Below are 24,547 nucleotides of genomic sequence, written 5' to 3'. Positions count from 1 at the left end.
GCCCGGCGTCGCCCCGCCTAGTTCCGCCTCACCCCATCCAGGCCATCGCCATCTCGGCCGCGAACGCCAGGAAGGTCAGCGTCAGCCCGACGACGAACAGTCGATAGGCATAGGCGAGGTAGCGATATTTGCGCCGCGCGAGGACGACGCCATTCTGCCAGGTGTCGCGCAATATGGTCTCGTAGATATCCTCTTCGGTCCGCAGCCGCGCCTTCACCGCCGCGATGAATGCCGCCTCCTCCATATCGGCGAAATGGCCGAAGAAGAGGATGTTGCCGCGATCCTTCCCATCCCCGTCCTGCGCCGGCGCCTTGCCGACACGCGGCAGCACCGCCGAAACCGCCAGCAATGCCGACAGAAAGGAAAAGGTCGCCAGGATGGTCAGCGGCAGCGCGAACGCGCCGGCGCCCGCGCGCGCCTGTCCGATCGCGAGGGTGAAGACGACAAAGGTCGCTCCCATCAGAATCGACGCCTTCTGATCCGCCATCTGCGACAATTGCATCGTCAATTGCTGATTGGTGCGCACCAGATGCACCGCATTGGGCGGAAAGCTGTGCGCGGCGCCCTCTTGCCGGTCGTCCATTAGACGGATCCCCTGTCTCGACCCGCCAGCGATGGCATGTCCGGCCCGGATCGGCAAGATGCTGCCCGATTGCCGCCGCATTCGCTTGCCAAGCGGATGGTGGCGCGGCATTGCCGCGCGCAGTTCACCATCTTTAGGGACGCACCCATGAGCACCGCTCTCAAGGATCAGATTTACGGCCTGATCGAACCGTTCAACAAGAAGGGCGCCGATCTGACCGACGCCACCACCTTTGCCGGCGATCTCGAATGGGACAGCCTGACGGTGATGGATTTCGTCGCCGAGGTCGAGGACACGTTCGACATCATCATCAGCATGAACCAGCAGGCCGAGATCGAGAATGTCGGCCAACTCGTCGCCGCGGTGGAAAAACTGCAGGGGTAACCCCCTCTTCACCGTTCGCATCGAGCGAAGTCGAGATGGCCCTCGACATAGCGCCGTGCCGACGGGTGTCTCGACTTCGCTCGACACGAACGGGCATGGGATATTTGATATGACCGATCTCTTCTCCAAATTCGACCCGCTGATCCAGCAGCGCGCGGACCTGCTCGCCACCGGCGTCACCGATCCGTTCAATCTGGTGATGGAAAAGGTTCTCTCGCCCACCGTCGCGATGTGCAACGGGCGCAAGACCATCCTGCTCGGCACCTATAATTATATGGGCATGACCTTCGACGACGACGTGATCGCCGCGGGCAAGGAGGCGCTCGACAAGTTCGGCAGCGGCACCACCGGCAGCCGCGTCCTCAACGGCACCTACCAGGGCCACAAGGAGGTCGAGGAGGCGCTGAAAGAATTCTACGCCATGGATCACGCCATGGTCTTCTCGACCGGCTATCAGGCGAACCTCGGCATCATCTCGACCATCGCCGGCAAGGGCGACTATGTCATCCTCGACATCGACAGCCATGCGTCGATCTATGACGGGTGCAAGATGGGCGATGCCGAAATCGTCGCCTTTCGCCACAACGACATCGAGGCGCTCGAAAAGCGGCTGAAGCGCCTGCCCGCCGAGGCGGGCAAGCTCGTCGTGCTGGAGGGCGTCTATTCGATGCTCGGCGACGTCGCACCGCTCAAGGACATGATCCGCGTCGCCAAGGAAAATGGCGCGATGGTGCTGGTCGACGAGGCGCATTCGATGGGCTTCATCGGCGAGCACGGCCGCGGCGTCGCCGAGGCGCAGGGGGTGATCGACGATGTCGACTTCATCATCGGCACGTTCAGCAAGAGCGTCGGCACCGTCGGCGGCTTCTGCGTGTCGAACCATCCGAAGTTCGAGATCATGCGGCTGGTCTGCCGCCCCTATGTCTTCACCGCCTCGCTGCCGCCGAGCGTCGTCGCGACCGCCGCGACCAGCATCCGCAAGCTGATGCACGGGTCGAACAAGCGCGCGCATCTGTGGGAGAATTCGAAGACGCTGCACAAGGGGCTGAGGGACCTCGGCTTCACGCTCGGCACCGAGGAGCCGCAGTCGGCGATCATCGCGGTCATCATGCCCGATCTCGAAAAGGGCGCGACGATGTGGGAGGCGCTGCTCGAGGAAGGCCTCTACGTCAACCTGGCGCGTCCGCCGGCGACCCCCGCAGGCATGACGCTGCTGCGCTGCTCGCTGTGCGCCGAGCACAGCAGCGATCAGGTCGGCGAGATTCTCGCGCGCTTCGAACGCGCCGGCAAGCGCGCCGGAATCATCGGCTGAGCCGGACGGTTCGACGGATCGGCGGACAGCTTTTCGCGGCGAGCCGTACGGTACCGGACAGCGCCCTGCCTTCGCGGCTTTCCGCGACCGGCGATTGCCGGTAAGAGGTGCCGGTGTTTGAGCGGGATTTCGACAGCGACGGGGATGGACGCCGCCAGCGGCTGCGTTTCTGGCTGACCGCGGGGGTCGGCGCCATATTGGTCGGCGTCGTCGCGGCGCTCGTCCTGCTGCTGATGCGGGCCAACGACGATTACGATCGCTCGCTCGGCTGGCAGGCGCACAGCCTGGAGGTCATCTCGCAGACGCGCTCGCTCGACGCCGCGCTCGCCCGCGCCGAGGCGGCGCTCGGGCGCTTCGCGGTCGGACTGCAAAAGGGCGACGGGCGCGTCTATCAGCAGCAATGGGGCGTCGCGATGCAATATCTGCGCCTGCTGCAACGCAATGTCCGCGACAATCCGCCGCAGGCCGCGCTGGTCGCGAAGCTGACCGCCGAGTTGGAGGCTCGCGGCGAGCAACTCGGCGATGCGGCGCTCAGCGCCAATTACAACCAGACCGTCGCCGCCATTTCCAAATATAATGCCGCCGGGCACGACCCCGCACTGATCCGCATCGACCGCCTGCTGACCCAGTTGATCCGCGACGAGCGCGCGCTGCTTGCACAGCGCAACCGGATCGCAGCGTCGGACCGGGCGAGCCTCAACCAGGCAATCCTGCTCTTTTCGCTGCTCGGTGCCGCCGCGGCCGTGATCGCGATCGGCGCGACCTTTTCGCTGCTGCGCGCCGAGAGCGAACGCCGACTCGCACGGCGCGAGCAGGTCGCCGAAAGCGAACGCGCGTCCGAACTGGAGGTTGCGGTCGAGGCGCGCACCGCCGAGCTCGAACGTGCCAACAATGCGCTGCGCACCGAAATGACCGAGCGCGAGACGGCCGAGGCGCGGCTGCGCCAGGCGCAGAAGATGGAGGCGGTCGGCCAGCTCACCGGCGGCATCGCGCACGACTTCAACAATATGCTCGCGGTCGTCGTCGGCGGGCTCGAACTCGCGCAGCGCTGGTTGTCGGAGGCGCCCGACAAGGCACAGCGCCACATCGACAACGCGCTCGACGGCGCCAACCGCGCCGCCGACCTGACCCGGCGCCTGCTCACCTTCGCGCGCTCGGAACCGGCGCGGCCCGAGATGACCGACGTCGATGCGTGCATCGCCTCCTTCGCGCAGCTCATCGAACGGACGATCGGCGACCGGATCGCGCTGACGCTCGACCTTCATACCGAAGGGTTGCGGTGCTGGCTCGACCGCCAGCAGTTCGAGAATGCGCTGCTGAACCTCGCGGTCAACGCGCGCGATGCGATGGATGGCCACGGGTCGCTGACCATCCGCACCCTGCGCGACGAGGAGGAGGAAGCGACAGGACTGGCGGTGCAGGTGATCGACACCGGCTGCGGCATGGCGCCGGAGGTGCTCGAACGCGTCTTCGACCCCTTCTACACCACCAAGCCGGCGGGCAAGGGCACCGGACTGGGGATGAGCCAGGTCTTCGCCTTCTGCCGCCAGTCGGGCGGCGAGGTGCAGATCCAGTCGACCGAAGGCGAAGGCACGCGCGTCGCGATGCTGCTGCCGGTCGCCAAACCCGCCACCGGACTCGCCGAAGCCGACAGCGGCAACGCCGCGGCCATGACTGCGGCGCCCGGCACGGCGCTCAATATTCTGGTGGTCGAGGACGACGAGCGCGTGCTGGCGGCGACGGTCGACGCGGTGGGCGAACTCGGGCACCGCGCGGTTGCCTGCGGCAATCCGCTCGACGCCGAGGCGCTGGTGGAACGCGAGGACGGCTTCGACCTCATCCTGTCCGACGTGCTGATGCCCGAACTCACCGGCCCCGAAATGGTCGCGCAGCTCAAGCAGCGCTGGCCCGACCTCTCGGTGCTGTTCGTCACCGGCTTTGCCGGCGATGCGAGCGAGATCGCGAGCTTCGGCGACCATGACGTGCTGCGGAAGCCCTTCACCCTTGCCGCGCTCGACCAGGCGATTCGCCGCAGCAGCGAACCGCGCGAGGGGCAGCGGCTGGCGAGCTAGCGGATCGCGCCACTCCGCACCAGGCGCGGCACCAAGGTCAGGGCGGCGATCAGCGGCCAGCGGCGCTGCCAGGGTTTGATCTCGATCTTCGTGCCGGCGTGGCGGTTGATCTTCCATGCGAGGTAATCGATGCCGCCGGCATAGGTCAGGCTCGCCTTCGCCAGCCGCACGATGCTGAGCAGCTTCCCCTCGATCCGCCGGCGCGTCCAGCCGCCGCTCGCCGCGCCGGCTGGAATGGCCGCCATCGCCGGCACGGCAAAGCGGCGATAGCGGTCGGGGTCGGCGTCGACCACCGACTGCGCGCGGTTCGTCCGCTCGGCGCGCAGCTCGACCGAGTAGGTGAGCGAGAAGGCGCGGCGCCACCAGTCGAGCGGCGCCTCGCCCTCGACCCGTCCTGCGGCTGCAAGCAGCGTCGGCGCCGCGCGCGCGACCGCCGCCACTGCCCGATCGCGCGCGGTATCGTCGACCGCCCAGACGAGACGCGAGGGTTGCGCAAAGCGCGCCCATACCGACACATTGCGCGTCTCGGGGCCGCTCAGCCGGTCGAAATCCCCCTCGCTCAGGACCGCATATTTGGCGATCAGCCCTTGATGCTCGAAGGGAAAGACATTGGGCGGGATCAGCCGGTTGGCGAGCGCCAGCCAGCGCCTGTCATAGGCGTCGCCATAATCCGACACGATCAGGTAGAAATCGAGCATCAGCCCGTCGAGCTGCGTTTCGCGCAGGCAGCTTCCGTAAAAGAGCACCGCGCGCGCGCTGCCGGGATAGTGCGCCGCGATCGCGGCCGCCATCGCGGCGACGCGCGGATCGACCGGAAGCGCCAGTTCGGCGCGGACCAGGGCCGGAAGGTCGGACATCAGGCCGCGAGGCGCAGGAAGGGCACCGGCTGGGTCGAGGTCAAGATGATCGGCTTGCCGCCCATCGCTTCGAAAATCTCGCCGTCGAGGATGACATTCGAGCGCTCGCCTTCGATGCGGATTTCGTCGCCCTGCTGGAAATGGACCCCCGCCAACTCGCGCTGGCCGAGCGTGCCACGCCACGTCGCGCCGAGCATCCGGAACAGCGCCCCGACGCTGCTTTCGGTGGCGAGCAACTTCATGTTCCCGGCGGTGCCGGATCGGTCGCTGGTGCGGATGCTGAGCAGCAGCTTTTCGAGCGTCGTCACGATCAGCAGCGAGAATTTGCCCTTGAATTCGCCCTGGCGGATCAACGACACCGTCATCGGTTCGGGCTTGGGTGGCAGTCGGCCACCGCCGAGCCCGAAGAGGATCGAGACGAAGGCGAGCATCGCGGCCAGGAAGTGCGAGATGCCGTTGGGCAGGCCGAGCGGATAGATGCGGTGCCGGCAATAGAGCATGACGTCGGCGAGATAGGCCCCGCCCAGAAACATGCCGAGCACCGGCCGCTCGCCGCCGCGGTCGAGCGCGATGAGCTGGCGCTCGATCACATGATCCTCGATCCGGCCGCTTTCGACCAGCTCGACGACGCGCTCGAGCGCCTTGATCGGATCGCCCTCGGCACCGAGATCGAGCGCGATCAAATTGGTCTTGCCGTTCGGCAGCACCGCGACCGGCGGCGGCGAACCGCCGAAATGGCCGCCCGAATAGAGTTCGGTCAGCGCCGCCTGCACCGTGCCGTCGCCGCCGTTGATCGCGACGACGCGCGGCGAGACCATCGCGATGGTGCGGATCGCCTCGCCGATCTGGTCGACATGCTCGACCTCGTAATGGAAGATGTCGGGGTGCGCGGCGCAATATTCCCGCACCCGCGGCAACAGGGCGCGATTGCCCGTGGAGCGCGGATTGGAAAGAAGCGCGACGCTGGCCATGCCCCTCCGATCCCTTCCTTACTTGACCGGCTCGAACGACAGCCCGCTGACATAGTTCAGCGTGACGGGCACGCGCTTGGTCGCGCCGCCCACCGCGAAGCTGACGGTCGTGAGCTTCGGCTTGCGGTTGAAGATGAAATCGGTGACCTTCATGTCGGGATTGCCCGACAGGCCGCCGCCGTCGCTACGGTCCGATTTGCCGTTGCCGTTGAGGTCGTGGCGCACCGAAACGACGTAATTTCCGGGCTTCTCGACCGGCACGCAGACCTGCATATTGCCCGAATGCGACACCGGCACGTCGATGCGGTCGAGCCATTTGCGCTTTTCGAGATAGCTTTTGTCGGCATTGTAGATCTGGACGCGCAGCGTGCCCGTATGCGCCTTGAACCCACGTACATCGACGAGGACGGCGGTGGCGTTCTTGTTGCAGAGGGCAGCCGCCGGACCCAGCGTAGCGCCCTGTGCCGCGACGGGCGCGACGAGCGCGCAGGCGGCACCGGCGGCGAGTATCCCGGCGAAAAACATTTTCGACATGACCTCAATTCCTCCAGAGGCTATAGCCACGCCAGCCACGCGAAAGCGCGCGCCGACATGGGTCCCTGTCGCCCTTGACTCGGCATATCGGAAACCTTTGCGGCCAAATCATGGTGATGGGGCGACGAAAGCTTGAACAGAATACCCGCCATCGACCGCTATATCGCGCGGCTTGTCTTCTTTCCCATGCTCGGCACGCTCGTCCTTTCGGCGATGCTGCTGGTGCTGGAAAAGATGCTGCGCCTGTTCGATTTCGTCGCGACCGAGGGCGGCCCGGTCAGCGTCGTGTGGCGGATGCTCGCCAATCTGATCCCCGAATATCTCTCGCTCGGCATCCCGATCGGGCTGATGCTCGGCATCCTCCTTGCCTTCCGCCGGCTCGCGACGTCGAGCGAGCTCGATGTGTTGCGCGGGGTGGGCCTGAGCTTCGGCCGGCTGATGCGTGTGCCCTATGCCTTTGCTTTCGCACTGGCATTGCTGAATCTGGCGATCGTCGGCTTCATCCAGCCCTATGCGCGCTATGCCTATGAGGGGTTGCAGTTCGAGCTGCGCTCGGGCGCGCTCGGCGCGTCGATCAAGGTCGGCGAGTTCACCAAGCTCGGCAGCCGGATGACGCTGCGGATCGAGGAAAGCTATAACGACGGGCGAAGTCTGCGCGGCATCTTCGTGCGTGGCGAGAACAACGACGGACAGGCGGTGTCGGCAACCGCGGCGCAGGGGCAGTTCCTGGCGACCGACGATCCGAACACGATCATCCTGCGACTGACCAAGGGCGTATTGATCCACGAATCGCCCAAATTCGCAGTGCCGCGCGTGCTGACCTTCGACAATCACGACCTGCCGATCCCGCTGCCCAAGATCGAGGCCTTTCGCCTGCGCGGCGGCGCCGACCGCGAACTGACCATTCCCGAATTGTTCGTCGTCGGCCGCGACCGGAACGAACCGCTCGCGACCCGGCTGGAGACGCGCGCCAATTTCCATTTCCGCATCGTCGAGGTCGCGTCGATGTTCCTGATCCCGCTGCTCGCGATCGCACTCGCCATTCCGCCGAAGCGATCGACCTCGTCGCTCGGCGTCTTCCTGTCGATCGTGATCCTGGTGACGCAGCACAAGATCAACCAATATGCCGAGGATCTGGGCGCGCGCGGCACGGTCGACCCGATCCTCGCGCTGTGGGTGCCCTATCTGCTGTTCGCCGCGCTCGCGATCTGGATGTACTACACGCTCGCACATGTGCCGGGCGGCCAGCCGATCGGAGCGCTCGAACGTGTGGCGGCGAAGGCAGGCGGGCGGATCAAGGCACTGTTCCGCCTGTTCCAGCGCAAGCAGGCGCCCGCCTGATGCACCAGCTCCATTTCTTCCCGTCGCGTACCATGGCGATCTATGTCGGCCGCCTCTTCCTCGTGCGCAGCTTCGCGATCCTCTTCGCGCTGGTCATCATCCTCCAGACGCTCGATTTGCTGGGCGAGAGCGGCAAGATCCTGGCGGTCGCGGGCAATGGCGACGCCGAGGTCTGGCGCTATGTCGGCCTGCGCATCCCGCAGATCATCGAGACTTTCCTGCCCTTTTCGGTTCTGCTCGGCACCATATTGACGCTGGCGACACTGAACCAGAACAGCGAGGTGGTGGCGATGAAATCGGCGGGCATGTCGGCGCATCAGGTGCTCGCGCCGCTGTTCCTCGCCGCCCTGCTCGTCGCCGCGATCAGCTTCGCCTTCAACGAACGGATCGTCGCGCGCGCGACCGCGGCGCTCGGCGCGTGGCAGAAGGTCGAATATGCGAAAGTTCCGCCCGACAGCGGCGTACGGTCGAATATCTGGGTGCGCGAGGGCGGCGACCTGATCAACGCGCGGACGGTCGAGACCGGCGGCCCGGCGATCGTGCTGCGCGGCGTCAAAATCTATGAGCGCAACGGCGGGGTGCTGTCGTCGATCCTGTCGGCGGACAGCGGCCGCGCGGTCGCGGGCGGCTGGGAGCTGACCGATGCGAAGCGCTTCCTGCGCCGTTCGGGGACGGTCGAACAACTCGGCACCGTGGTCGCCGCCAAGGGCGTGCGCCCCGACCAGTTCACACTGGCGCAGGTGGATGGCGACGAACTTCCCTTCCCCCAGCTCAAAAGCGCGATCGCCGACCTGGAGGCCGCGGGGCGGCCGGTCGACGCGCTGAAGGGCGTGCTCTGGCACAAGATTTCGGGGCCGTTGTCGGCGATCCTGATGCCGCTGCTCGGCGCGGTCGCGGCCTTCGGCCTCGCGCGATCGGGCAAGCTGTTCGTGCGCGCGATCCTGGGGATGGCGCTGGGCTTCGCCTATTTCGTCGCCGACAATTTCGCGCTCGCGATGGGCGACCTCGGCGCCTATCCGCCCTTCCTCGCCGCCTGGGGGCCCTTCATCCTCTTCGCGCTGATCGGCGAGATGATTTTGATCCGGACCGAGGAATAGAGCCGGCGGTTTGGGCCGGAGGCGGTGTCGGGTGTCTCCCGACAAGGGTTGAGGAATGGCCGCCCTCAGGCCGCTGCGCCCTTGGCCGAACCGGCGACAAGGTTCGCGACCAGTTTCGGCAGGCTGCGGTAATTCGCCTTGTGATATTGCGAATCGTCCGGCAGCGCGGCCTTCAGGCGGCGGTGCGCCTCGGGCAGCGCGTGATAGGGAACGCCCGGCAGCAGATGATGGAGCGCGTGATAGCGCAGACCCACCGGCGCCCACAATTCGGGCAGCAGGCCCGGCGGCGGGACGTTGACGCTGTCGAGAAACTGCGCGGTCACGGTCAGTACCGCGCCATCATTCTCCCACAGATGCGCGACGAGGGTGCGGATCTGGTTGAGCACGATGCTCGCCGAGGCGATGGCACCGAAGATCAGCAGCGCGCGCAGCGGCACCCAGCCGAAGACGGCCGCCGCGATCAGCAGGGTCGACCAGGCCCAGGCGCCACCTTCCTGCCACGCCCATTGGCGGCGGAACTCGCCCTCGGGCGGTTTGCGGCGAAACATCGGGTTGATGATGAGGCCCGAATAGCGCTCCATCACGATCCGCCGCAGCGGCGGGATGAGGAAGGAGAGCGGCGTCAGCACCGCATAGCGGAAGACGAGCGCGATCGGTGCAAACGCCGCCGCAACGACGAACAGCGGCACCGTCCACGGCTTCATCAGCGCGAGCGGCAGATATTCGGGGTCCTCGACCGTGCCGTACTTGGTGCGATTGTGGTGCAGGCTGTGGATGCCCTCGTACATGAAGGAGGGGATCAACAGCGGCACGCCAATCAGAATGTTCCACCCCAGGCGAAAGCCCGGCAGCGCCTGCTTGCGGATATGGGTGATCTCATGAATGAAGCTGCCCGCGCGGTAGAGCGCGAGCACCGCGACCAGCGCCGCGGCGAGCATCCACGGCGTCGAGGGCGCGAGGATCGCGGCGACGACGCCCGCATAGCCGACGAAGGCAGAGGCGAGGAAATCGGCCCAATAGATGCGCGCGCTCGGCGTCACGAGGTCGCGCGTCAGCTCCGACGCCGCGCGGATCATCGCCATATCGTCGGCAATCGCCGACTTCGGCATCTTGTCGGCGTCCGCCGACGGGGGCGCCTTGGTGACCGGCGGCGCGGGGGGTGTGGCCAGCCGATCGGCAGGGGGATTCATCGTCGTCATATCCGGCTCTTCACCATGATTTCGTGGCAGCAAAATGGCCGAATGCGGGTCGCCAGCGCCGCATCAATGCCGTAATGCGTCGCGCAGAATATAGGACGCTCCAGCCAGGAAACCAGAGATGGCCGCACATACCCAGGGACCCGTCACCATCCTTCCGGTCCAGACCAAGGCGGACAAGCGCGAGTTCGTCGAGCTCGCCTTCCGCCTCAACCGCGGCGACCCCGCCTGGGTGCCGCCGCTGAAGGGCGAGGTGTTCGACCTTTTGACCCCCGGCAAGAATCCCTGGTTCGAACATGGCAAGGCGCAATTGCTCCTCGCGCGCCGCGACGGGCGCACGGTGGGGCGGATTTCGGCGCATATCGACGAGCTCGCCCTCGCCCAACCCGCCGAGCAGGGGATGGGGCCGGGCACCGGAAACTGGGGGCTGCTCGAGGCCGAGGACGCCGAGGTGGCGACCGCATTGCTCACCGCGGCCGAGGACTGGCTGCGCCAGCAAGGCATGACGCGCGCACTCGGCCCCCTCTCGATCTCGATCTGGGACGAGCCGGGGCTGCTGATCGAAGGGTTCGACAATCCGCCGACGATCATGCTCGGTCACAACAGCCCGCTCTATCGCGCGTGGATCGAGGACGCAGGCTATCGGCCGGTCAAGCGGCTCATCAACTATGGCGTGCCGATTACCGACGGGTTTCCCCCGATCGTCGACCGCATCGTCGCGGCGGGCGAAAAGAATGCGCGCATCCGCATCCGCTGCGTCGACAAGAGCCGCTTCGATGCCGAGGCGCGACTGATCATGGGCATATTGAACGACGCCTGGTCGGACAATTGGGGCTTCGTGCCGCTGACCGACAGCGAGATCGCCTATGTCGGCAAGAAGCTGAAAACGCTGGTGTTCGAGGATTTGATCCGGGTCGCAGAGGTCGACGGCGAACCGGTGGCCTTCATGATCGTCCTCCCCAACATCAACGAACTGCTGATCGACATGGACGGCTCACTGCTGCCCTTCGGCTGGGCGCGGCTGCTCTGGTGGCTGCGCAAGCCGAAGAGCCGGACGCTGCGCGTGCCGCTGATGGGCGTGGTCAAATCCCTCCAGAACAGCCGCATGGCGAGTACCCTCGCCTTCATGATGATCGAATTCATCCGCCGCGACGCCATCGTCCAATACGGGTCCGAATATGGCGATATCGGCTGGGTGCTCGACGACAATCAGGGCATGATCGCGGTCGCCAACGCGATCGAGGCAACCGAGAACCGCGTCTATCAGATCTACGACAAGCCGCTGAGCTGACGGCGCGGCCGACAGCATCAGACCCCAGCCGCCGTCGGCTCAATGCGGCCGAGCACCAGGTAGATTTTCTGTCCATTGCTCAGTCCCACGAGGGTCAATTCCGGCCCTTGACAAAGGATAGTCATTATCTCTATATGATGATATAACAAAAATCCATAGTAGCTTGGGAGAGCGATCGATGGCCGAGGCGGGGAACGCTGAAGAAAGAGGTACGGATGGCATACCCGGCCTAATGAAGGAGTGGCATCGTCCGCCGCTGATCGGCATCTTTGCCTTTCTGGCGGTGCTGCTGACCTTGCCGGTCGCCCATAGCTGGTCCGCCTTCACTCGCGAGATTATCCCGGCGGCCGCGTCGGGGCCCGCCAATTTCCTGCTGGGCCTGTGCGGGCTGGGCCTGCTGATATACGCCATTCGGGATGGCCAGCAGGAAACCAAGGGAACGCTCCTCGGCTTCATCTCCGGCCTCATGCTGTGGACTGGCTGGGCCGCCTATATGTTCGCATACAACCACATGGCGCTCGGGCGGCCCATGATGGATATCACGCCCGAGCAGAGCCGTCCTTTGAGCCTTCTGTTCATGCAGGGGTCGTTCGGGATTTGCGTAGCCACCCTGCTTTATTTCGTTCTCGACAAGAATACGAAGTGCAATGCTTTCCGATGGCTTCAACGCAAACTGCATCTGTCTTTCGGACGCGCGGATTCGGGGCAGGACCGCAACTTCGCCAAGATCACGTTCATGGAGACGATTTACGTCACCTGGTTCTGCTATGGCTTCACCCTATTTCTCGGCGATGACCGTTTCCTCGGATATAAGCATCCGGCGACTTATGTCATTGTAGCGGCGATCGGCATCTGGTCGCTCTATCTGATCTGGAAGCTGTCGAAATTCACCAGAATCATGGCGGCTATTCGCTACGCCATTCCGACCAAGGCTCTCTTCTGGATCGTGTTCGGCGAATATGGGCCACGCCTGGGGTGGTACAAGGAGTTCTGGCTGCACCCCACCGAATATACGTCCGAAATCATCGGCGTGCTGGCGGTCACCATCATTCTACTAATTCTGCCGGTCTATATGCCGCAGCGCAAGCAGAAGGTCAGGACGCGCCCGAAAGTCTAACGAAGCGTTTTACATGCTCTAACAGTTCAGGGGGTTCTATGCTGCTGCTTTCCAGGCATGCGCGTGTGCTGTCGTTCGCGCTCTCTACGGCATCCATTTTTGCCACCGCAACGGCCGTCCATGCCGCCGACGCCCCCGCGCCGGAGGGTCCGGTCGCCGAGGGCGCGAAGGATATCGTCGTGACCGCGCGCAAACGGGAGGAGCGTTTGCAGGACGTTCCCCTTGCCATTCAAGTACTTTCGGCGGCGGAACTCGACCGCCAGGGTCTTGCCGACACGCAAGCGATCCTGAGCCGAACCCCTTCCCTGATCCTCGACAAAGGTGCAAATCCGGAAGCCGCGACTATTTCGATCCGCGGCCTGTCGCCGACGCGCGGCCGGTCGAACGTCGCGATCCTCGTCGATAGCATCGACGTCACGACCGAGGCCATCGGTTCGGCGGGCGGAGGCGCCCTCCTTTCCATGCGTCTGCTCGATCTGGAGCGGGTGGAGATCGTGCGGGGTCCGCAAAGCGTCCAGTATGGCCGTAGCGCCTTTGCCGGCGGCATCCAATATGTGACGCGCGATCCCTCGATGGCCGGACTGGAGGGACGCGCGGCCTTCGACATCGGGAGCCACGACCGCTATTCCGGCCGGGTGTCCGTGAGCGGTCCCATCGTGCCCGACGTCCTCGCCGCACGGGTGGTCGGCGGCGGCTGGAATCACGGCGGTTTCTATCGCGATCAGGCCACGCTCGGCGATCTGGGAGGCGGTCATGGCTATGGGGGCGCACTCTCGCTGCTGTTCACACCGTCCCCGAACCTCAGCTTCAAGGGCCGCATCGAATATTTCGACGATCATTATGATCCGGCGGCGCAATATCTCATTCGCTCGAACAGCGGCCTCTTGTCTCCCGCGAACAATGAAGCGCTTGCCGCCGCCTATGCCGGCGGGGTCATAAGCGCCGCGCCTTTTGCCGTTTTCACCGGGACGATACCTGACGCCGACACGTTGGGCCGCCCGCTCTATAGCCCCGACCCCCTCACCGGCCGCAGCTTTCCGGGAGCGGATCAGAATGTCCTGCGATTGAGCCTGATATCCAGCCTGGATACCGGCATTGGCACGCTGAACGCATGGACCGGCTATATGGACGGCGATTTCAAGAACAGGCAGGATTTCGATCAGGACGCTCTGCTGACCGGCCCGATCGGACACCAGATCGATACCGCAAACCGCACTTTGATACAGGATTCCGATACGCATACCAAGCAGTTCAGCCAGGAATTGCGCTTTACTTCCTCCTTCGAAGGGCCGTTGCAGTTCACCGTCGGGGGGCTCTACTGGAAAGAGGATTCCTATCGGAACGCCCGCACCATCACCGTGGCCTGTGCAGTGACGATCGCGGAATGCGCTGACGGCGCCGCCGGTCGTGTACCGTTCATCACCCCCAATGACGATGTCGCCAGCCGTGCGATCAAGCACTGGTCGGCCTATGGCTCGCTCGAATGGACGGTGGCCGATAACGTCGCACTGTCGGCCGAGGGGCGATATGCCTGGGAAAAGGAAACCGTCATCGGCTCCAACTGCGGCCTCGGAACCAACCGATTTGGCGTGCAATGCGGAGATCCTTATGCGACGAGCGCCTTTACGCCCCCCGTTTTCGGTCCCAGCACGTTGCTGGCGGATGGCCGGACGCCCGCTTCCCTCTATGGCGTGCCCAAAACCATCCGGACTTCCAACAAATTCTTCACGCCGCGCTTTACTCTGGAGTGGCGGCCCGAAGCCGACATGACTTATTATGCAAGCGCGGCAAAGGGCGTAAAGCCTGGCGGCACGTCGACGCTCGCGGGGGGGTCCTGGCTCGACTCCGACCTCGACGGCGATACGGACGAACTGGCGTTCGACAGCGAAACCGTATGGACCTACGAAGTCGGGGCGAAGATCAACTGGGCCAATGGCGCGGCCTATACCAATATCGCTGGCTTCTATTCGGATTATTCCGACAAGCAGGTTGTCTCGACGCAGAGCACGCCCTCGGGCTATCCCATCGCGATCATCGAGAATGCCGGAGCCGCACGGGTATGGGGGCTCGAACTGGAAGGCCACTGGCGCGTGTCCCGCGGGTTGGACCTTGGCTTCGCCTACACCTTCCTGGACACACGCTATACGGACTTCTCCATATACACCGATACCAAGAGCGGCATTATCACGGCCGGGGGGTGTACGCCGGCCATGCTCGACAAGATGGTCTGCGAGGTGGATTTAAGCGGCAAACGCCTCGAAAGGGCGCCCAGGCATTCGCTGGTTTTCAGCGTCGCCTATTCGGACAGGTTCGGTCTGATCGGCAACGATGTCGATTGGCTCATCGAAACCGACACCAGCTATCAATCCAGCCGCTTTGTCGATCATGATAATGAGCGGCGCCTGAGACCCAATTCGCTGACCAGCCTCCGCGTGGGTCTACGTGGGTCAAATTGGGAAGCCATCGCCTATGTCGATAATCTGTTCGACAGCAACCGGGTACAAAGCGCGAGCATCAAGACCGGCGACATAGACAGGATTCCATTGGGGTTGTCAGCCGCTAGCAGCGCTGCTCTGGCCAATCTCCCCGACCCCCGTACCGTCGGCCTCAGGTTCAACTTTCGTTATTAGGCCTGGTTCCCGGCCTCCCGTTCATCCGACTTGTCGGGTCCGGCATGACAGCCGGACTCGTCAGAATCGGGCGGCAAGCCGAATCCACGTCGGCGCATGGTCGCTCGCCTTTTCGCGGCCGCGATGGTCCTTGTCGACGCCGGCGTCGACCAGCCGGTCGGCGAGCGCGGGGCTGAGCAGAAGATGGTCGATGCGAAAGCCATGATCGCGCTGCCAGCCGCCGGCCTGATAGTCCCAGAAGGTCCAGACATGGCCGGTGGGATGGCGGCTGCGCAGCGCGTCGGTCCAGCCGTCGCCGAGCATCCGGAACCAGGCATCGCGCGAATCGGGCTGCATCAGCGCGTCGTTCGCCATCGCGCGCGGGTCCCACACATCGTCGTCGTGCGGGATGACGTTGTAATCGCCCGTGAGCACCGTCGGGACCTCCGCGGCGAGCAGCGCCTGCGCGCGGTCGCGCAGTCGCTTCATCCAGCGCAGCTTGTAATCGAACTTCGGGCCGGGCTGCGGATTGCCGTTGGGCAGATAGATGGAGGCGACACGGAGGCCGAAGACGTCGGCCTCCAGATAGCGCGACTGCTCATCCTCATCCTCGCCCGCCAGGCCGCGCTGCACCTCGACCGGCTCGGCGCCCCGCGCGAGGATGGCGACGCCGTTGAACCCCTTTTGCCCGTGGAACAGCGCGCCATAGCCCGCGGCCTCGATCTCGGCGGTCGGGATCGTCTCGTCGCTCGATTTCAGTTCCTGCAGACAGGCGATGTCGGGCTGGGTTTCCTCGAGCCATTCGATCAGGCGCGGCAGGCGTGCCTTGATGCCGTTGATGTTGAAGGTCGCGATTTTCAGGGCCACGGGACTGTCCTTCTCCGTTCGCCCTGAGCCTGTCGAAGGGCCGTTCTCTCCTTCTGCCTAAAAGAAGGGCGGTGTTTCGACAAGCTCAGCACGAACGGAAAAGAAAAGGAGGCGTCAGATCGCGAAGCTCGACCCGCAGCCGCAGCCCGAGGCGGCGTTGGGATTGTCGACCTTGAACGACGATCCGCCGAGCGAATCGACGAAGTCGACCGTGCAGCCGCGCACGAGGTCGAGGCTGATCGGATCGACCACCAGCTTCACCCCGTCGGTTTCGGTGACGATATCGTCGGCGTCGACGCTCTCGGCCAGGCCGAAGCGATAGGTGAAGCCCGAACAGCCGCCACCGTCGACCGCGAGGCGCAGCGCGGCCAGCGCGCCGGCCTTGCGCTCGGCGATCCAGCGGACGCGCGCCGCCGCGGCGGGCGAAAGGACGATGTCGGGCGAAAGCTGCGTTGCCATGACGTCAAGATAGGGTCTGCGGCCGCAAAAGAAAAGGGCGCCCCGGCCGCTGGCCGGAGGACGCCCCCTCCTCTCCGAACCGGGAAAATCTATTCTTCGGGACCGCCCATCGCCAGCCTGGCCTGATCGCCGCTGAGCGCCGCGATCGCCATCGAATCGGCGCGGACGAAGGGCAGCGGATTGACCGGCGCGCCATCGATGCGGACTTCATAGTGAAGATGATTGCCCGTCGAACGGCCCGTCGAGCCGACATAGCCGATGATGTCGCCCTTCTTCACATGCTGCCCCGACTGGACGACGAAGCGCGACATATGACCGTAGCGCGTCTCGATCGCATTGCCATGTTCGATCTCGACATAATTGCCGTAGCCGCCGAGGCGCTGGGCGCGGCCGACGGTGCCGTCGGCGGTGGCGTAGATCGGGGTGCCGTAGGGCGCCGGAATGTCGATGCCGTTGTGGCGCGCGACGCGGCCGGTGATGGGATGAACGCGCATCCCGTAGGAAGAGGACAGCGACATCTTCTCAAGCGGCTGGCGCGAGGGCACCGAAACGCCGAGGGTCGCGGTGAGGCCGGTGTCGAGGCGCTTCCATGCCTGGAACACGGCGCGCGCATCCTGATTCTCGTCGACCGGCGAAGTCACGCCGGGATTGAAAGCCTCGTCATCGGGTTCGTCGGGAACCACCACGCCGGCATCGGCGCTGTTTTCGACCGCATGGGCCGCGGGCACCATGCCCATCAGGGCCGCCGCGCCGAAAATCAGCCCGAGAGGAAACTTTTTCGTCAGTGTCGCGTTTCGCACTTATCGACCCCGCTCTTCGCCATGTCGCCGGCGGGGCCTTTCGCGCGCCGCCGGTGCCGGTTGTTGTTCTGGATGGGACCGAAATCCCCGCCCGCGAGCCTTGGTGCATGGGCGGTGGTTAACGCGCAATAACGCCGTAGTATTCTTGCGTTAAACCGGCATGACGACGCGCCGAGTCGTTGAACGGCGGCTTCAACGACCCCCGAAATCGCGATTTTACGAGGTTTTGCCAGGTTGCGGCGGGCTCGAATCCCCGCTCGTCGCACAGCCATTCGAACCAGCGCGTGCCCGCGCCGACATGGCGGATTTCGTCGCGATAGATGCGCTCCAAAATCCGTGCCGACGCTTCGTCGCCAGTGGCGCGGAAGCGCTCGACGGTGGCCGGCGTGACGTCGAGACCCCGCGCCTCGAGCACCATCGGGACGATCGCGAGACGCGCGAGCGCGTCGTCGGCGGTCGCCTCCGCCGCTTCCCACAGCCCCGCGTGGGCCGGCAGCGCGCCGTAATGGCTGCCAAGCGCGCGCAGTCGCCGGTCGAGCAGCGCGAAGTGCATCGCCTCGTCGGCCGCGACGCCGAGCCAGTCGTCGACGAAAGCGCGCGGGAATTCGCCGCCGAAACGGCCCACGAGGTCGACCGCGAGGTCGATGGCGACGAATTCGATATGCGCGAGCGCATGCAGCATCGCGATGCGGCCGCGCTCTGACCCGCCCTTGCGGCGCCGCGGCATCTGGCTGGGGGCGAGCAGTTCGGGCGCGTCGGGCCGGGCCGGTTGGTCGGGCATGGTGGCATCGCAGCGATGCACGAGCGCGCCGCGGCGCCACGCCCGCGCGAGACCCCGCGCCTCGCGCCGCTTCGCATGCGGGTCCGCCGTCAGCAGGACCGCGCGCGCGACTTCGCCCAACACCTCCATGCTCAGAGCGCCTTCGCGGTCTCCAGCACCGCTTCGGCATGGCCCTTCACGCGCACCTTGCGCCATAGCTTCGCAAGTTTGCCGTCGGCACCGAACAGGAAGGTCGAGCGTTCGATCCCCATATAGGTACGGCCGTAATTCTGCTTTTCGACCCAGGTGCCGAACGCCTCGCAAACGCTGCCATCCTCGTCCGAGGCGAGGCGGACGATGAGCCCATATTTGTCGCGGAACTTGCACAGCTTCGCCGGCGCATCGCGCGACACCGCGACGACATGCGCGCCCAGATGCGCGAATTCGGGCGCGAGGCGCGTGAAATCCTGTGCCTCGACAGTGCAGCCGGGGGTGTCGGCCTTGGGATAGAAGTAGACGACCAGCGGGGCTCCCTTCAGTCCCTTCAGGTCGATCGTCGCGCCGTCAGCGTCGATCAGCTTCGCCGGGGGGATCGCGTCCCCGATCGCCAGTGCGCTCATGCCTGTTTCTCCTGCTGTGCGTCGGCGGCGGGCCGAATCGCGACCCACCAGTCCATGATCTCCTGCCGCGCCGCTTCGTGCGCGGCAAGCAGCGCGGTCCAGTCGTCGCAGCCGCATGCCTCCGCAACGAGCTGGCGCGCCGCCGGGGTCGAGGGCTCGCCCTCGGGCGCGGTCAGGCGCAGCATGACCAGCATGGCGGCGAGCAGATGATGCGCCGCGGCGATGCCCGCGGGCGCCAGCCCCGAGGCGGTCAGGCAGGCGAGCGCAGTCGGAATATGCGGGTCGTGGCACCGCCCCGAGGCGAGCTGGGTCACCTGCATCGCGAATTCCAGATCGACGAGCCCGCCGGGGCCGTTCTTGACGTCGAGCGCGCCCTTCGGCGGCTTGTGCGCCGCCATCTTGTCGCGCATCCCCGCCGCGTCCGTCGCGACCGCCGCTCCATCGCGCGGCGATGCGAGCACCTCGGCCACGATCCGGTCGACCGCGGCGCGCGCCGCGTCCGAGCCATAGACCGCGCGCGCGCGCAGCAGCGCCATATGCTCCCACGTCCACGCTTCCTCGCGCTGATAGCGCTCGAAGCTGTCGAGCGTGACGACGAGCGGTCCCTGCGCACCCTGCGGGCGAAGGCGGGTGTCGACGTCGTAGAGCTTGCCCGCGGCGGTGGGCACCGACATGGCGGCGGTCACGCGCTGCGCGAGGCGGTTGTAATAGGTCGTCGCGCCGAGCGGGCGCGGCCCGTCCGATTCGGCCAGATGATCGCCGGTGAACAGATAGATGAGGTCGAGGTCGGACGCGTGGGTGAGCACACGCCCACCGAGCCGCCCGAGCGCGAGGATGACGAGTTCGCTGTCGGGGACGCGGCCGTGCGCGGCGACGAATTCCGCGACCGCCGCGTCGGCGAGCCGCTGCAGCGCCGCCTCGGCGAGCTCCGAATAGCCGCGCGCGACGGTGAGCGGGTCGGTCGCCCCCGCGATCAGTTGCACGCCATAGGCGAAGCGCCGCTCGCCGACCCGGTCGCGGACGCGGTCGAGCAATCGCTCGTAATCGAGCCCGGCGAGCGCCGGCGCCCATTCCTCGATCAGCTCGACCTTGCTCGCCGGCGCGTCGAAGGCGTGGGCGTCGATCAGCCCGTCGATCAGTTCGACCCGCGCGCCGAGCGCATCGGCGAGTGTCGGGGCGAGCGACAGGATGCGCGTCGCGATCTGTGCCAGCGCGGGCTGCGCGGCGAGGAGATGAAAGAAATGGACCGCGCTCGGCAGACCGGCGACCAGCTTGTCGAAGCGGGTCAACGCTGCATCGGGGTCGGGCGCCTTGCCGAGCGCCTTCATCAGCTCGGGCAGCACCGTTTCCAGCGCTTCGAGCGCCGCCGGGCTGCGCAGCGCGCGCAGCTTGCCGGAGCGCCATTCGGCAACGGTGCGTAGCGCCGCATCGGGGGCCACGAACCCCGCGGCGACCAGCGCGCCCGCCAGTTCGCTCTCGTCGCGCGGCAGACCGCGCGTCACCGCGCGCTCGGCGACGAGCCGGTCGTAGCAGGCGCCGACGTCGGTCACGACGGGCTCGAGCAGCGCGAGCAGCGCGGCGCCGTCCTTTTGGCCGTCGAGCCGTGCGACCGCGTCGAGCGCCGCGCCCTGCACCGGCAGGCTGTGCGTCTGCTGATCCTCGATCATCTGGAGCCGGTGCTCAATCCGCCGCAGCACCGCATAATGATCGGCCAGCCGCGCCGCGATGTCGGGGGCGATCCGTCCCGCCTGTGCAAGCGCCGCGAGCGCGTCGACCGTCGCGGGTGCGCGCAACGCCGGCTCGCGGCCACCGTAGATGAGCTGATGCACCTGCGCGAAGAATTCGATCTCGCGGATGCCGCCGCGCCCGCGCTTGAGGTCGTAGCCAGGGCCGAAGGCTTGCCCCTGCGCGAAATGGTCGCGGATGCGGTCGCTCATCGCGCCGATTTCCTTGAGCTGGCGGAAATCGAGGCTGCGGCGCCAGATGAAAGGCTGGATCGCCGCCAGAAAATCGCGACCGAGCGCGCGGTCGCCCGCCGATGCGCGCGAGCGGATGAACGCCGCCTGCTCCCACGCCAGCGCCTGCGATTCATAATAGGAGATGGCGGCGTTCACCGGCAGCACGATCGGCGTTACCTCGGGATGCGGGCGCAGCCGCAGGTCGACGCGCAGCACATGGCCGTCGGCGGTGCGCGACGACAAGATCTCGACCATCCGCCGCGCGATGCGGACCGCCGCCTCGTCGGGGTCGTCGCGCGAGCGGCGCGGCAGCGTGTCGGGGTCGAAGATAAGGATCGGGTCGATGTCGGACGAATAATTAAGCTCGTGACTGCCGAGCTTGCCGAGCGCGACGACCGCGATCCCGCGCGCGTCTTCGCCGGGCACGCGCTCGGCAAAGGCGGCGGCAAGCGCGAGGTCGCAGGCGGTATCGGCAAAGTCCGACAGATGCCGCGTCGTCGCCGCGACGTCATGTTCGCCGGCGATGTCGCCGAGCGCGAGCAGCAGCGCGATCCGCCCGCGCCATCGGCGCAGGCCGGCCATGATGTCGTCGTCGACCAGCGGCGGCGCGACCGCCTCCAGCGCCGCGTCCGCTCCCTCGGCCAGAAAGCGCGCCCCATCGTCCGGATGGCATTCGGCAAGCCGCGCGAGGAAGGGCGCATTGGCGGTCAGTCGGTCGAGCGCGGACTGGCGGGAGGCGGAGGATGCGGTCATCGTCCGCCGCTATCACCCGTGCCGCGATCCTTTACAAGACGCACGGAATCTGGGCAGCGGCCGCTTCGGGGTGGGGAGCAGACATTCCTCCACCCTTGTCATTCCCGCGAAAGCGAAAATCCAGAGCATGCGTCGGCTGACCCCACGCTGGATTCCCGCTTTCGCGGGAATGACAGGATTGGGAGATATCCGACGTCGCCTCTGTCACCTCCCGGTCGAAGAGGCGTCAGGCCGGAACCGTGCTTTCGTCGAAAAAGAGCACCTGCGAGATCGCCGCGCGCAGCGTCGCGGGCTGATAGGGCTTGGTGAGCAGGAAGGCGGGTTCGGGCCGCTCGCCGGTGAGCAGCCGTTCGGGAAAGGCGGTGACGAAGATCACCGGCACCGTCAGCTCGGTCAAAATCTCCTGCACCGCCTCGATCCCCGAGCTGTTGTCGGCGAGCTGGATGTCGGCGAGGACGAGGCCCGGCTGATGCGTATGGGCCTCGGCGACCGCCTCGCGGTGGGTGGTCGCGACCGCGACGACCTCGTGCCCCAGATCGCGCACGATCATTTCGATATCCATCGCGATGATCGGCTCGTCCTCGATGATCAGGATGCGCGCGCGGGTCTGGCGGTCGATCTCTTCCGTCGCCTCGCCGATCAGCCGGTGCACCTCGTCCACGTCGCGACCGATGATGCGACCCGTCTCCTGCTCGCTGAACCCCTCGACCGCGGTGAGCAGCAGCGCCTGCCGCGCGAGCGAGGGAATGCGGCTGAGGCGCGCATCGGCGATGCGGATATCGGCGCCGGCCTCTTCGTCGGCCGCCGCCGCCTCGGCGGCAACGCCGAAATTGTCGTGGACCATGCGATAAAGCTGGATGCGCAGGTCGACGCCGGTATCGACGGCGTCCGGATCGGCGACCAGCGTTTGCAGCAACCGCGCGACCAGCGCGTCGCCGCTCGTCTGGCTTCCCGAAATCGCCCGGCCATAGCGCCGCAGATAGGGAAGATGCGGCGCGATCGCCTGACCCAATGACATAGATGAAACCTCCGGATTCAGGCCGCAGCCCGCCTCATAATCGCGGAATATCGGGTTCTGCTTGCAAAAACATGGCCCGCGCCCGCATAATTTTACCCTAGCGGAACGATTTTGTGGGACAATGGTTTCATGGAAAAAGGTTGGTGCGCGCCATTGCGCTTTGGTGAAGGCGCGGTTAGCAGAAAGCCCCATGTTCAGCGAATGTTTCGATAATGTCGTCTGAATCCGGTTCGCCCCGACAAAAGGCTTCCCGGAAAGACGTCGAAAAGAAGATGTCAAGGAAAGGCCAGGACGTGAACATCGCCCTGCGCCGTGCCTATGAGTCCGCGGTCGACGAATCGATTCCGCAGTCGATGCTGGACCTGCTCGACAAGCTCAACTGAGCCTCGCCCGGCGGTAAACAAAAAATTAACGTCGATAGCGCGCGGCGAACGTCGCCTGAAATTCGCCGAATCTGCCGGCTGCGATCGCATCGCGCATCGCCTGCATCAGCGCCTGATAGAAATGCAGATTATGCTGCGTCATCAGCATCGCGCCCAGCATCTCGCCCGCACGGACGAGATGATGAAGATAGGCGCGCGACCAGGTCGTGCAGACCGGGCAATCGCACGATGCGTCGAGCGGTCCCTGATCCTCGGCATGTTTCGCGTTGCGGATGTTGACAGGCCCGTCCCAGGTGAAGGCCTGGCCGTTGCGGCCCGAGCGTGTCGGCAGCACGCAATCGAACATGTCGACCCCGCGCGCGACCGCGCCAACCAGATCGTCGGGCTTGCCGACGCCCATCAGATAGCGCGGCTTGTCGGCAGGAAGCTGCGCCGGCGCAAAATCGAGCACGCCGAACATCGCCTCCTGCCCCTCGCCCACCGCAAGCCCGCCGATCGCATAGCCGTCGAAGCCGATATCGGTCAGCGCCGCGGCCGAGCACGCGCGCAATGTCTCGTCGAGCGAGCCCTGCTGGATGCCGAACAGCGCCGCGCGCGCGGCATGCTCTTCCCCCGCATCGAAGCCCGCGCGGCTGCGCGCCGCCCAGCGCATCGAGCGTTCCATGCTCGCCCCGGCGCGCTTCGCATCGACCCCGGCGGGCGGGCATTCGTCGAACGCCATGACGATATCGCTGCCCAGTAACCGCTGAATCTCCATCGAGCGCTCGGGCGTCAGCAGATGGCGCGATCCGTCGAGATGGCTCTTGAACGCGACCCCCTCCTCGCTCTGTTTGGTCAGCGCGGAGAGGCTCATCACCTGATAGCCGCCGCTGTCGGTCAGGATCGGGCGGTCCCAGCCCATGAAGGCGTGCAGCCCGCCCAGGCGTACCATGCGCTCGGCGCCTGGACGCAGCATCAGATGATAGGTGTTGCCCAGGATGATGTCGGCGCCGGTGGCGCGCACCTCGGCCGGACGCATCGCCTTCACCGTCGCCGCGGTGCCGACGGGCATGAAGGCGGGGGTGCGGATCTCGCCGCGCGTCATGCGGATGACGCCGGTACGCGCCGCGCCGTCGGTCGCGGCGAGCCGGAATGCGAATCTGTCGGTCATGGCGCGCGCCTATGGGCGGAGCGGCGCGGAAAGTCGAGATGGCGGGAATAAAGCCCCTCCTCTGAAGAGGCGGGGATAGCTTGTCCTACTCCCGCTCATCCTCGCTCGACGGCTCATCGGCGGCCGCCTTGACCTTTTCCTTCGGCTTCTCCTTCTCGAAGATGGCGAGCAGTTCCTTTTTCTCCGCCTCCGACAAATCCTTCTCGGCCGCGGGGAACATCCCTTCCTCTTCCTCGTCGATATGGTGGATGTACCGATCCTTCATCGTGCGGAAACGGGTCGGCCAGCCGGTCGAGGCCCATCTCGTAGAGTTCGGTCGGCAATTTGCGGTGGCGATCATGATCGGCCTTGAGCCACGCGAAGATTCTCGTCTGGGCTGTACTCTGCCTCATCCTGGAAAAGGGGTCGGAGGTCA

At 65.8% G+C, this 24,547-nt stretch carries 23 protein-coding genes; 9 read left to right on the top strand and 14 right to left on the bottom strand.

From position 1 onward, the window contains the following. Positions 1-28: 28 nt before the first annotated feature. Positions 29-583 carry a Pycsar system effector family protein gene (locus FHR21_RS05890; RefSeq protein ID WP_184096236.1) on the bottom strand — a complete coding sequence of 185 codons (555 nt, stop codon included), beginning with the start codon at positions 581-583 and terminating at the stop codon, positions 29-31. A gap of 147 nt (positions 584-730) precedes the next feature. On the opposite strand from FHR21_RS05890, the gene FHR21_RS05885 reads away from it, so the two are divergent. The 3 genes from FHR21_RS05885 to FHR21_RS05875 all read left to right on the top strand — a co-directional run bounded on the left by FHR21_RS05885 (position 731) and on the right by FHR21_RS05875 (position 4,351). Next, on the top strand, positions 731-967 hold the full coding sequence (locus FHR21_RS05885) for an acyl carrier protein (RefSeq protein WP_184096235.1): 237 nt from the start codon (positions 731-733) through the stop codon (positions 965-967). 109 nt (positions 968-1,076) lie between these two features. After that, on the top strand, positions 1,077-2,279 hold the full coding sequence (spt, locus tag FHR21_RS05880) for a serine palmitoyltransferase (RefSeq protein ID WP_184096234.1): 1,203 nt from the start codon (positions 1,077-1,079) through the stop codon (positions 2,277-2,279). A 113-nt stretch (positions 2,280-2,392) separates the two neighbouring features. Beyond that, positions 2,393-4,351: an ATP-binding protein gene (locus FHR21_RS05875; protein ID WP_184096233.1), complete on the top strand. Its 1,959-nt coding sequence runs from the start codon at positions 2,393-2,395 to the stop codon at positions 4,349-4,351. Here the strand turns inward: FHR21_RS05875 and FHR21_RS05870 are convergent. The 3 genes from FHR21_RS05870 to FHR21_RS05860 are packed head-to-tail and all read right to left on the bottom strand — an operon-like array spanning position 4,348 to position 6,713. Next, positions 4,348-5,208 (bottom strand): hypothetical protein, encoded by an 861-nt coding sequence (locus FHR21_RS05870; protein WP_184096232.1) that lies wholly within the window; start codon positions 5,206-5,208, stop codon positions 4,348-4,350. The two genes, FHR21_RS05875 and FHR21_RS05870, sit on opposite strands and share 4 nt — an antisense overlap. After that, positions 5,208-6,179, bottom strand: coding sequence for a diacylglycerol/lipid kinase family protein (locus FHR21_RS05865; protein WP_184096231.1), 972 nt, complete (start codon positions 6,177-6,179; stop codon positions 5,208-5,210). The genes FHR21_RS05870 and FHR21_RS05865 overlap by 1 nt, the downstream gene beginning before the upstream one ends. Positions 6,180-6,197: 18 nt before the next feature. Beyond that, positions 6,198-6,713 (bottom strand): DUF2141 domain-containing protein, encoded by a 516-nt coding sequence (locus tag FHR21_RS05860; RefSeq protein WP_184096230.1) that lies wholly within the window; start codon positions 6,711-6,713, stop codon positions 6,198-6,200. 132 nt (positions 6,714-6,845) lie between these two features. Between FHR21_RS05860 and lptF the strand changes: the two genes are divergently transcribed. Further along, on the top strand, positions 6,846-8,054 hold the full coding sequence (lptF, locus tag FHR21_RS05855) for an LPS export ABC transporter permease LptF (RefSeq protein WP_184096229.1): 1,209 nt from the start codon (positions 6,846-6,848) through the stop codon (positions 8,052-8,054). Then, on the top strand, positions 8,054-9,151 hold the full coding sequence (gene lptG, locus FHR21_RS05850; protein WP_184096228.1) for an LPS export ABC transporter permease LptG: 1,098 nt from the start codon (positions 8,054-8,056) through the stop codon (positions 9,149-9,151). Before lptF ends, lptG begins: the two co-directional genes overlap by 1 nt. Positions 9,152-9,216: 65 nt before the next feature. Here the strand turns inward: lptG and FHR21_RS05845 are convergent, their stop codons facing one another. After that, entirely contained in the window at positions 9,217-10,350 is a 1,134-nt protein-coding gene (locus FHR21_RS05845) for a fatty acid desaturase family protein (protein WP_184096227.1), read from the bottom strand. A 118-nt stretch (positions 10,351-10,468) separates the two neighbouring features. Here FHR21_RS05845 and FHR21_RS05840 point away from each other — a divergent pair, with 118 nt between their 5' ends. The 3 genes from FHR21_RS05840 to FHR21_RS05830 all read left to right on the top strand — a co-directional run bounded on the left by FHR21_RS05840 (position 10,469) and on the right by FHR21_RS05830 (position 15,385). After that, positions 10,469-11,638, top strand: a complete 1,170-nt coding sequence (locus FHR21_RS05840; protein ID WP_184096226.1) for a GNAT family N-acetyltransferase family protein — start codon at positions 10,469-10,471, stop codon at positions 11,636-11,638. 178 nt (positions 11,639-11,816) lie between these two features. Next, on the top strand, positions 11,817-12,755 hold the full coding sequence (locus tag FHR21_RS05835) for a hypothetical protein (RefSeq protein ID WP_184096225.1): 939 nt from the start codon (positions 11,817-11,819) through the stop codon (positions 12,753-12,755). Positions 12,756-12,793: 38 nt separating this feature from the next. After that, positions 12,794-15,385, top strand: a complete 2,592-nt coding sequence (locus tag FHR21_RS05830) for a TonB-dependent receptor (RefSeq protein WP_184096224.1) — start codon at positions 12,794-12,796, stop codon at positions 15,383-15,385. Between the two features lie 60 nt (positions 15,386-15,445). On the opposite strand, the gene xth is transcribed toward FHR21_RS05830, so the two are convergent. The 7 genes from xth to FHR21_RS05795 form a co-directional block, all read right to left on the bottom strand. Continuing rightward, positions 15,446-16,225 (bottom strand): exodeoxyribonuclease III, encoded by a 780-nt coding sequence (xth, locus tag FHR21_RS05825; protein WP_184096514.1) that lies wholly within the window; start codon positions 16,223-16,225, stop codon positions 15,446-15,448. 120 nt (positions 16,226-16,345) lie between these two features. Then, positions 16,346-16,690: an iron-sulfur cluster insertion protein ErpA gene (gene erpA, locus FHR21_RS05820; RefSeq protein ID WP_184096223.1), complete on the bottom strand. Its 345-nt coding sequence runs from the start codon at positions 16,688-16,690 to the stop codon at positions 16,346-16,348. An 89-nt stretch (positions 16,691-16,779) separates the two neighbouring features. Further along, positions 16,780-17,427 (bottom strand): M23 family metallopeptidase, encoded by a 648-nt coding sequence (locus FHR21_RS05815; RefSeq protein WP_184096222.1) that lies wholly within the window; start codon positions 17,425-17,427, stop codon positions 16,780-16,782. Between the two features lie 181 nt (positions 17,428-17,608). Continuing rightward, on the bottom strand, positions 17,609-18,400 hold the full coding sequence (locus FHR21_RS05810) for a ferritin-like domain-containing protein (protein WP_184096221.1): 792 nt from the start codon (positions 18,398-18,400) through the stop codon (positions 17,609-17,611). 2 nt (positions 18,401-18,402) lie between these two features. Further along, positions 18,403-18,870, bottom strand: coding sequence for a peroxiredoxin (locus FHR21_RS05805; protein ID WP_184096220.1), 468 nt, complete (start codon positions 18,868-18,870; stop codon positions 18,403-18,405). Continuing rightward, a complete protein-coding gene (locus FHR21_RS05800; RefSeq protein WP_184096219.1) occupies positions 18,867-21,581 on the bottom strand; it encodes a bifunctional [glutamine synthetase] adenylyltransferase/[glutamine synthetase]-adenylyl-L-tyrosine phosphorylase in 2,715 nt (904 codons plus the stop codon). The genes FHR21_RS05805 and FHR21_RS05800 overlap by 4 nt, the downstream gene beginning before the upstream one ends. Before the next feature lie 226 nt (positions 21,582-21,807). After that, a complete protein-coding gene (locus FHR21_RS05795; protein WP_184096218.1) occupies positions 21,808-22,599 on the bottom strand; it encodes a response regulator in 792 nt (263 codons plus the stop codon). A gap of 293 nt (positions 22,600-22,892) precedes the next feature. On the opposite strand from FHR21_RS05795, the gene FHR21_RS20815 reads away from it, so the two are divergent. Then, on the top strand, positions 22,893-22,982 hold the full coding sequence (locus FHR21_RS20815; RefSeq protein ID WP_338113078.1) for a NepR family anti-sigma factor: 90 nt from the start codon (positions 22,893-22,895) through the stop codon (positions 22,980-22,982). Positions 22,983-23,007: 25 nt separating this feature from the next. Here FHR21_RS20815 and tgt read toward each other — a convergent pair whose 3' ends face one another. Further along, entirely contained in the window at positions 23,008-24,132 is a 1,125-nt protein-coding gene (tgt, locus tag FHR21_RS05785; protein ID WP_184096216.1) for a tRNA guanosine(34) transglycosylase Tgt, read from the bottom strand. Between the two features lie 85 nt (positions 24,133-24,217). After that, a complete protein-coding gene (locus FHR21_RS05780; RefSeq protein WP_246427074.1) occupies positions 24,218-24,472 on the bottom strand; it encodes a hypothetical protein in 255 nt (84 codons plus the stop codon). Positions 24,473-24,547 lie beyond the last annotated feature (75 nt).

Source organism: Sphingopyxis panaciterrulae (assembly GCF_014199295.1).
In the GTDB taxonomy this organism is placed as follows: domain Bacteria; phylum Pseudomonadota; class Alphaproteobacteria; order Sphingomonadales; family Sphingomonadaceae; genus Sphingopyxis; species Sphingopyxis panaciterrulae.
Note: the sequence above shows the minus strand (reverse complement) of the source record. Positions and strands in the feature narration are given on the sequence as shown.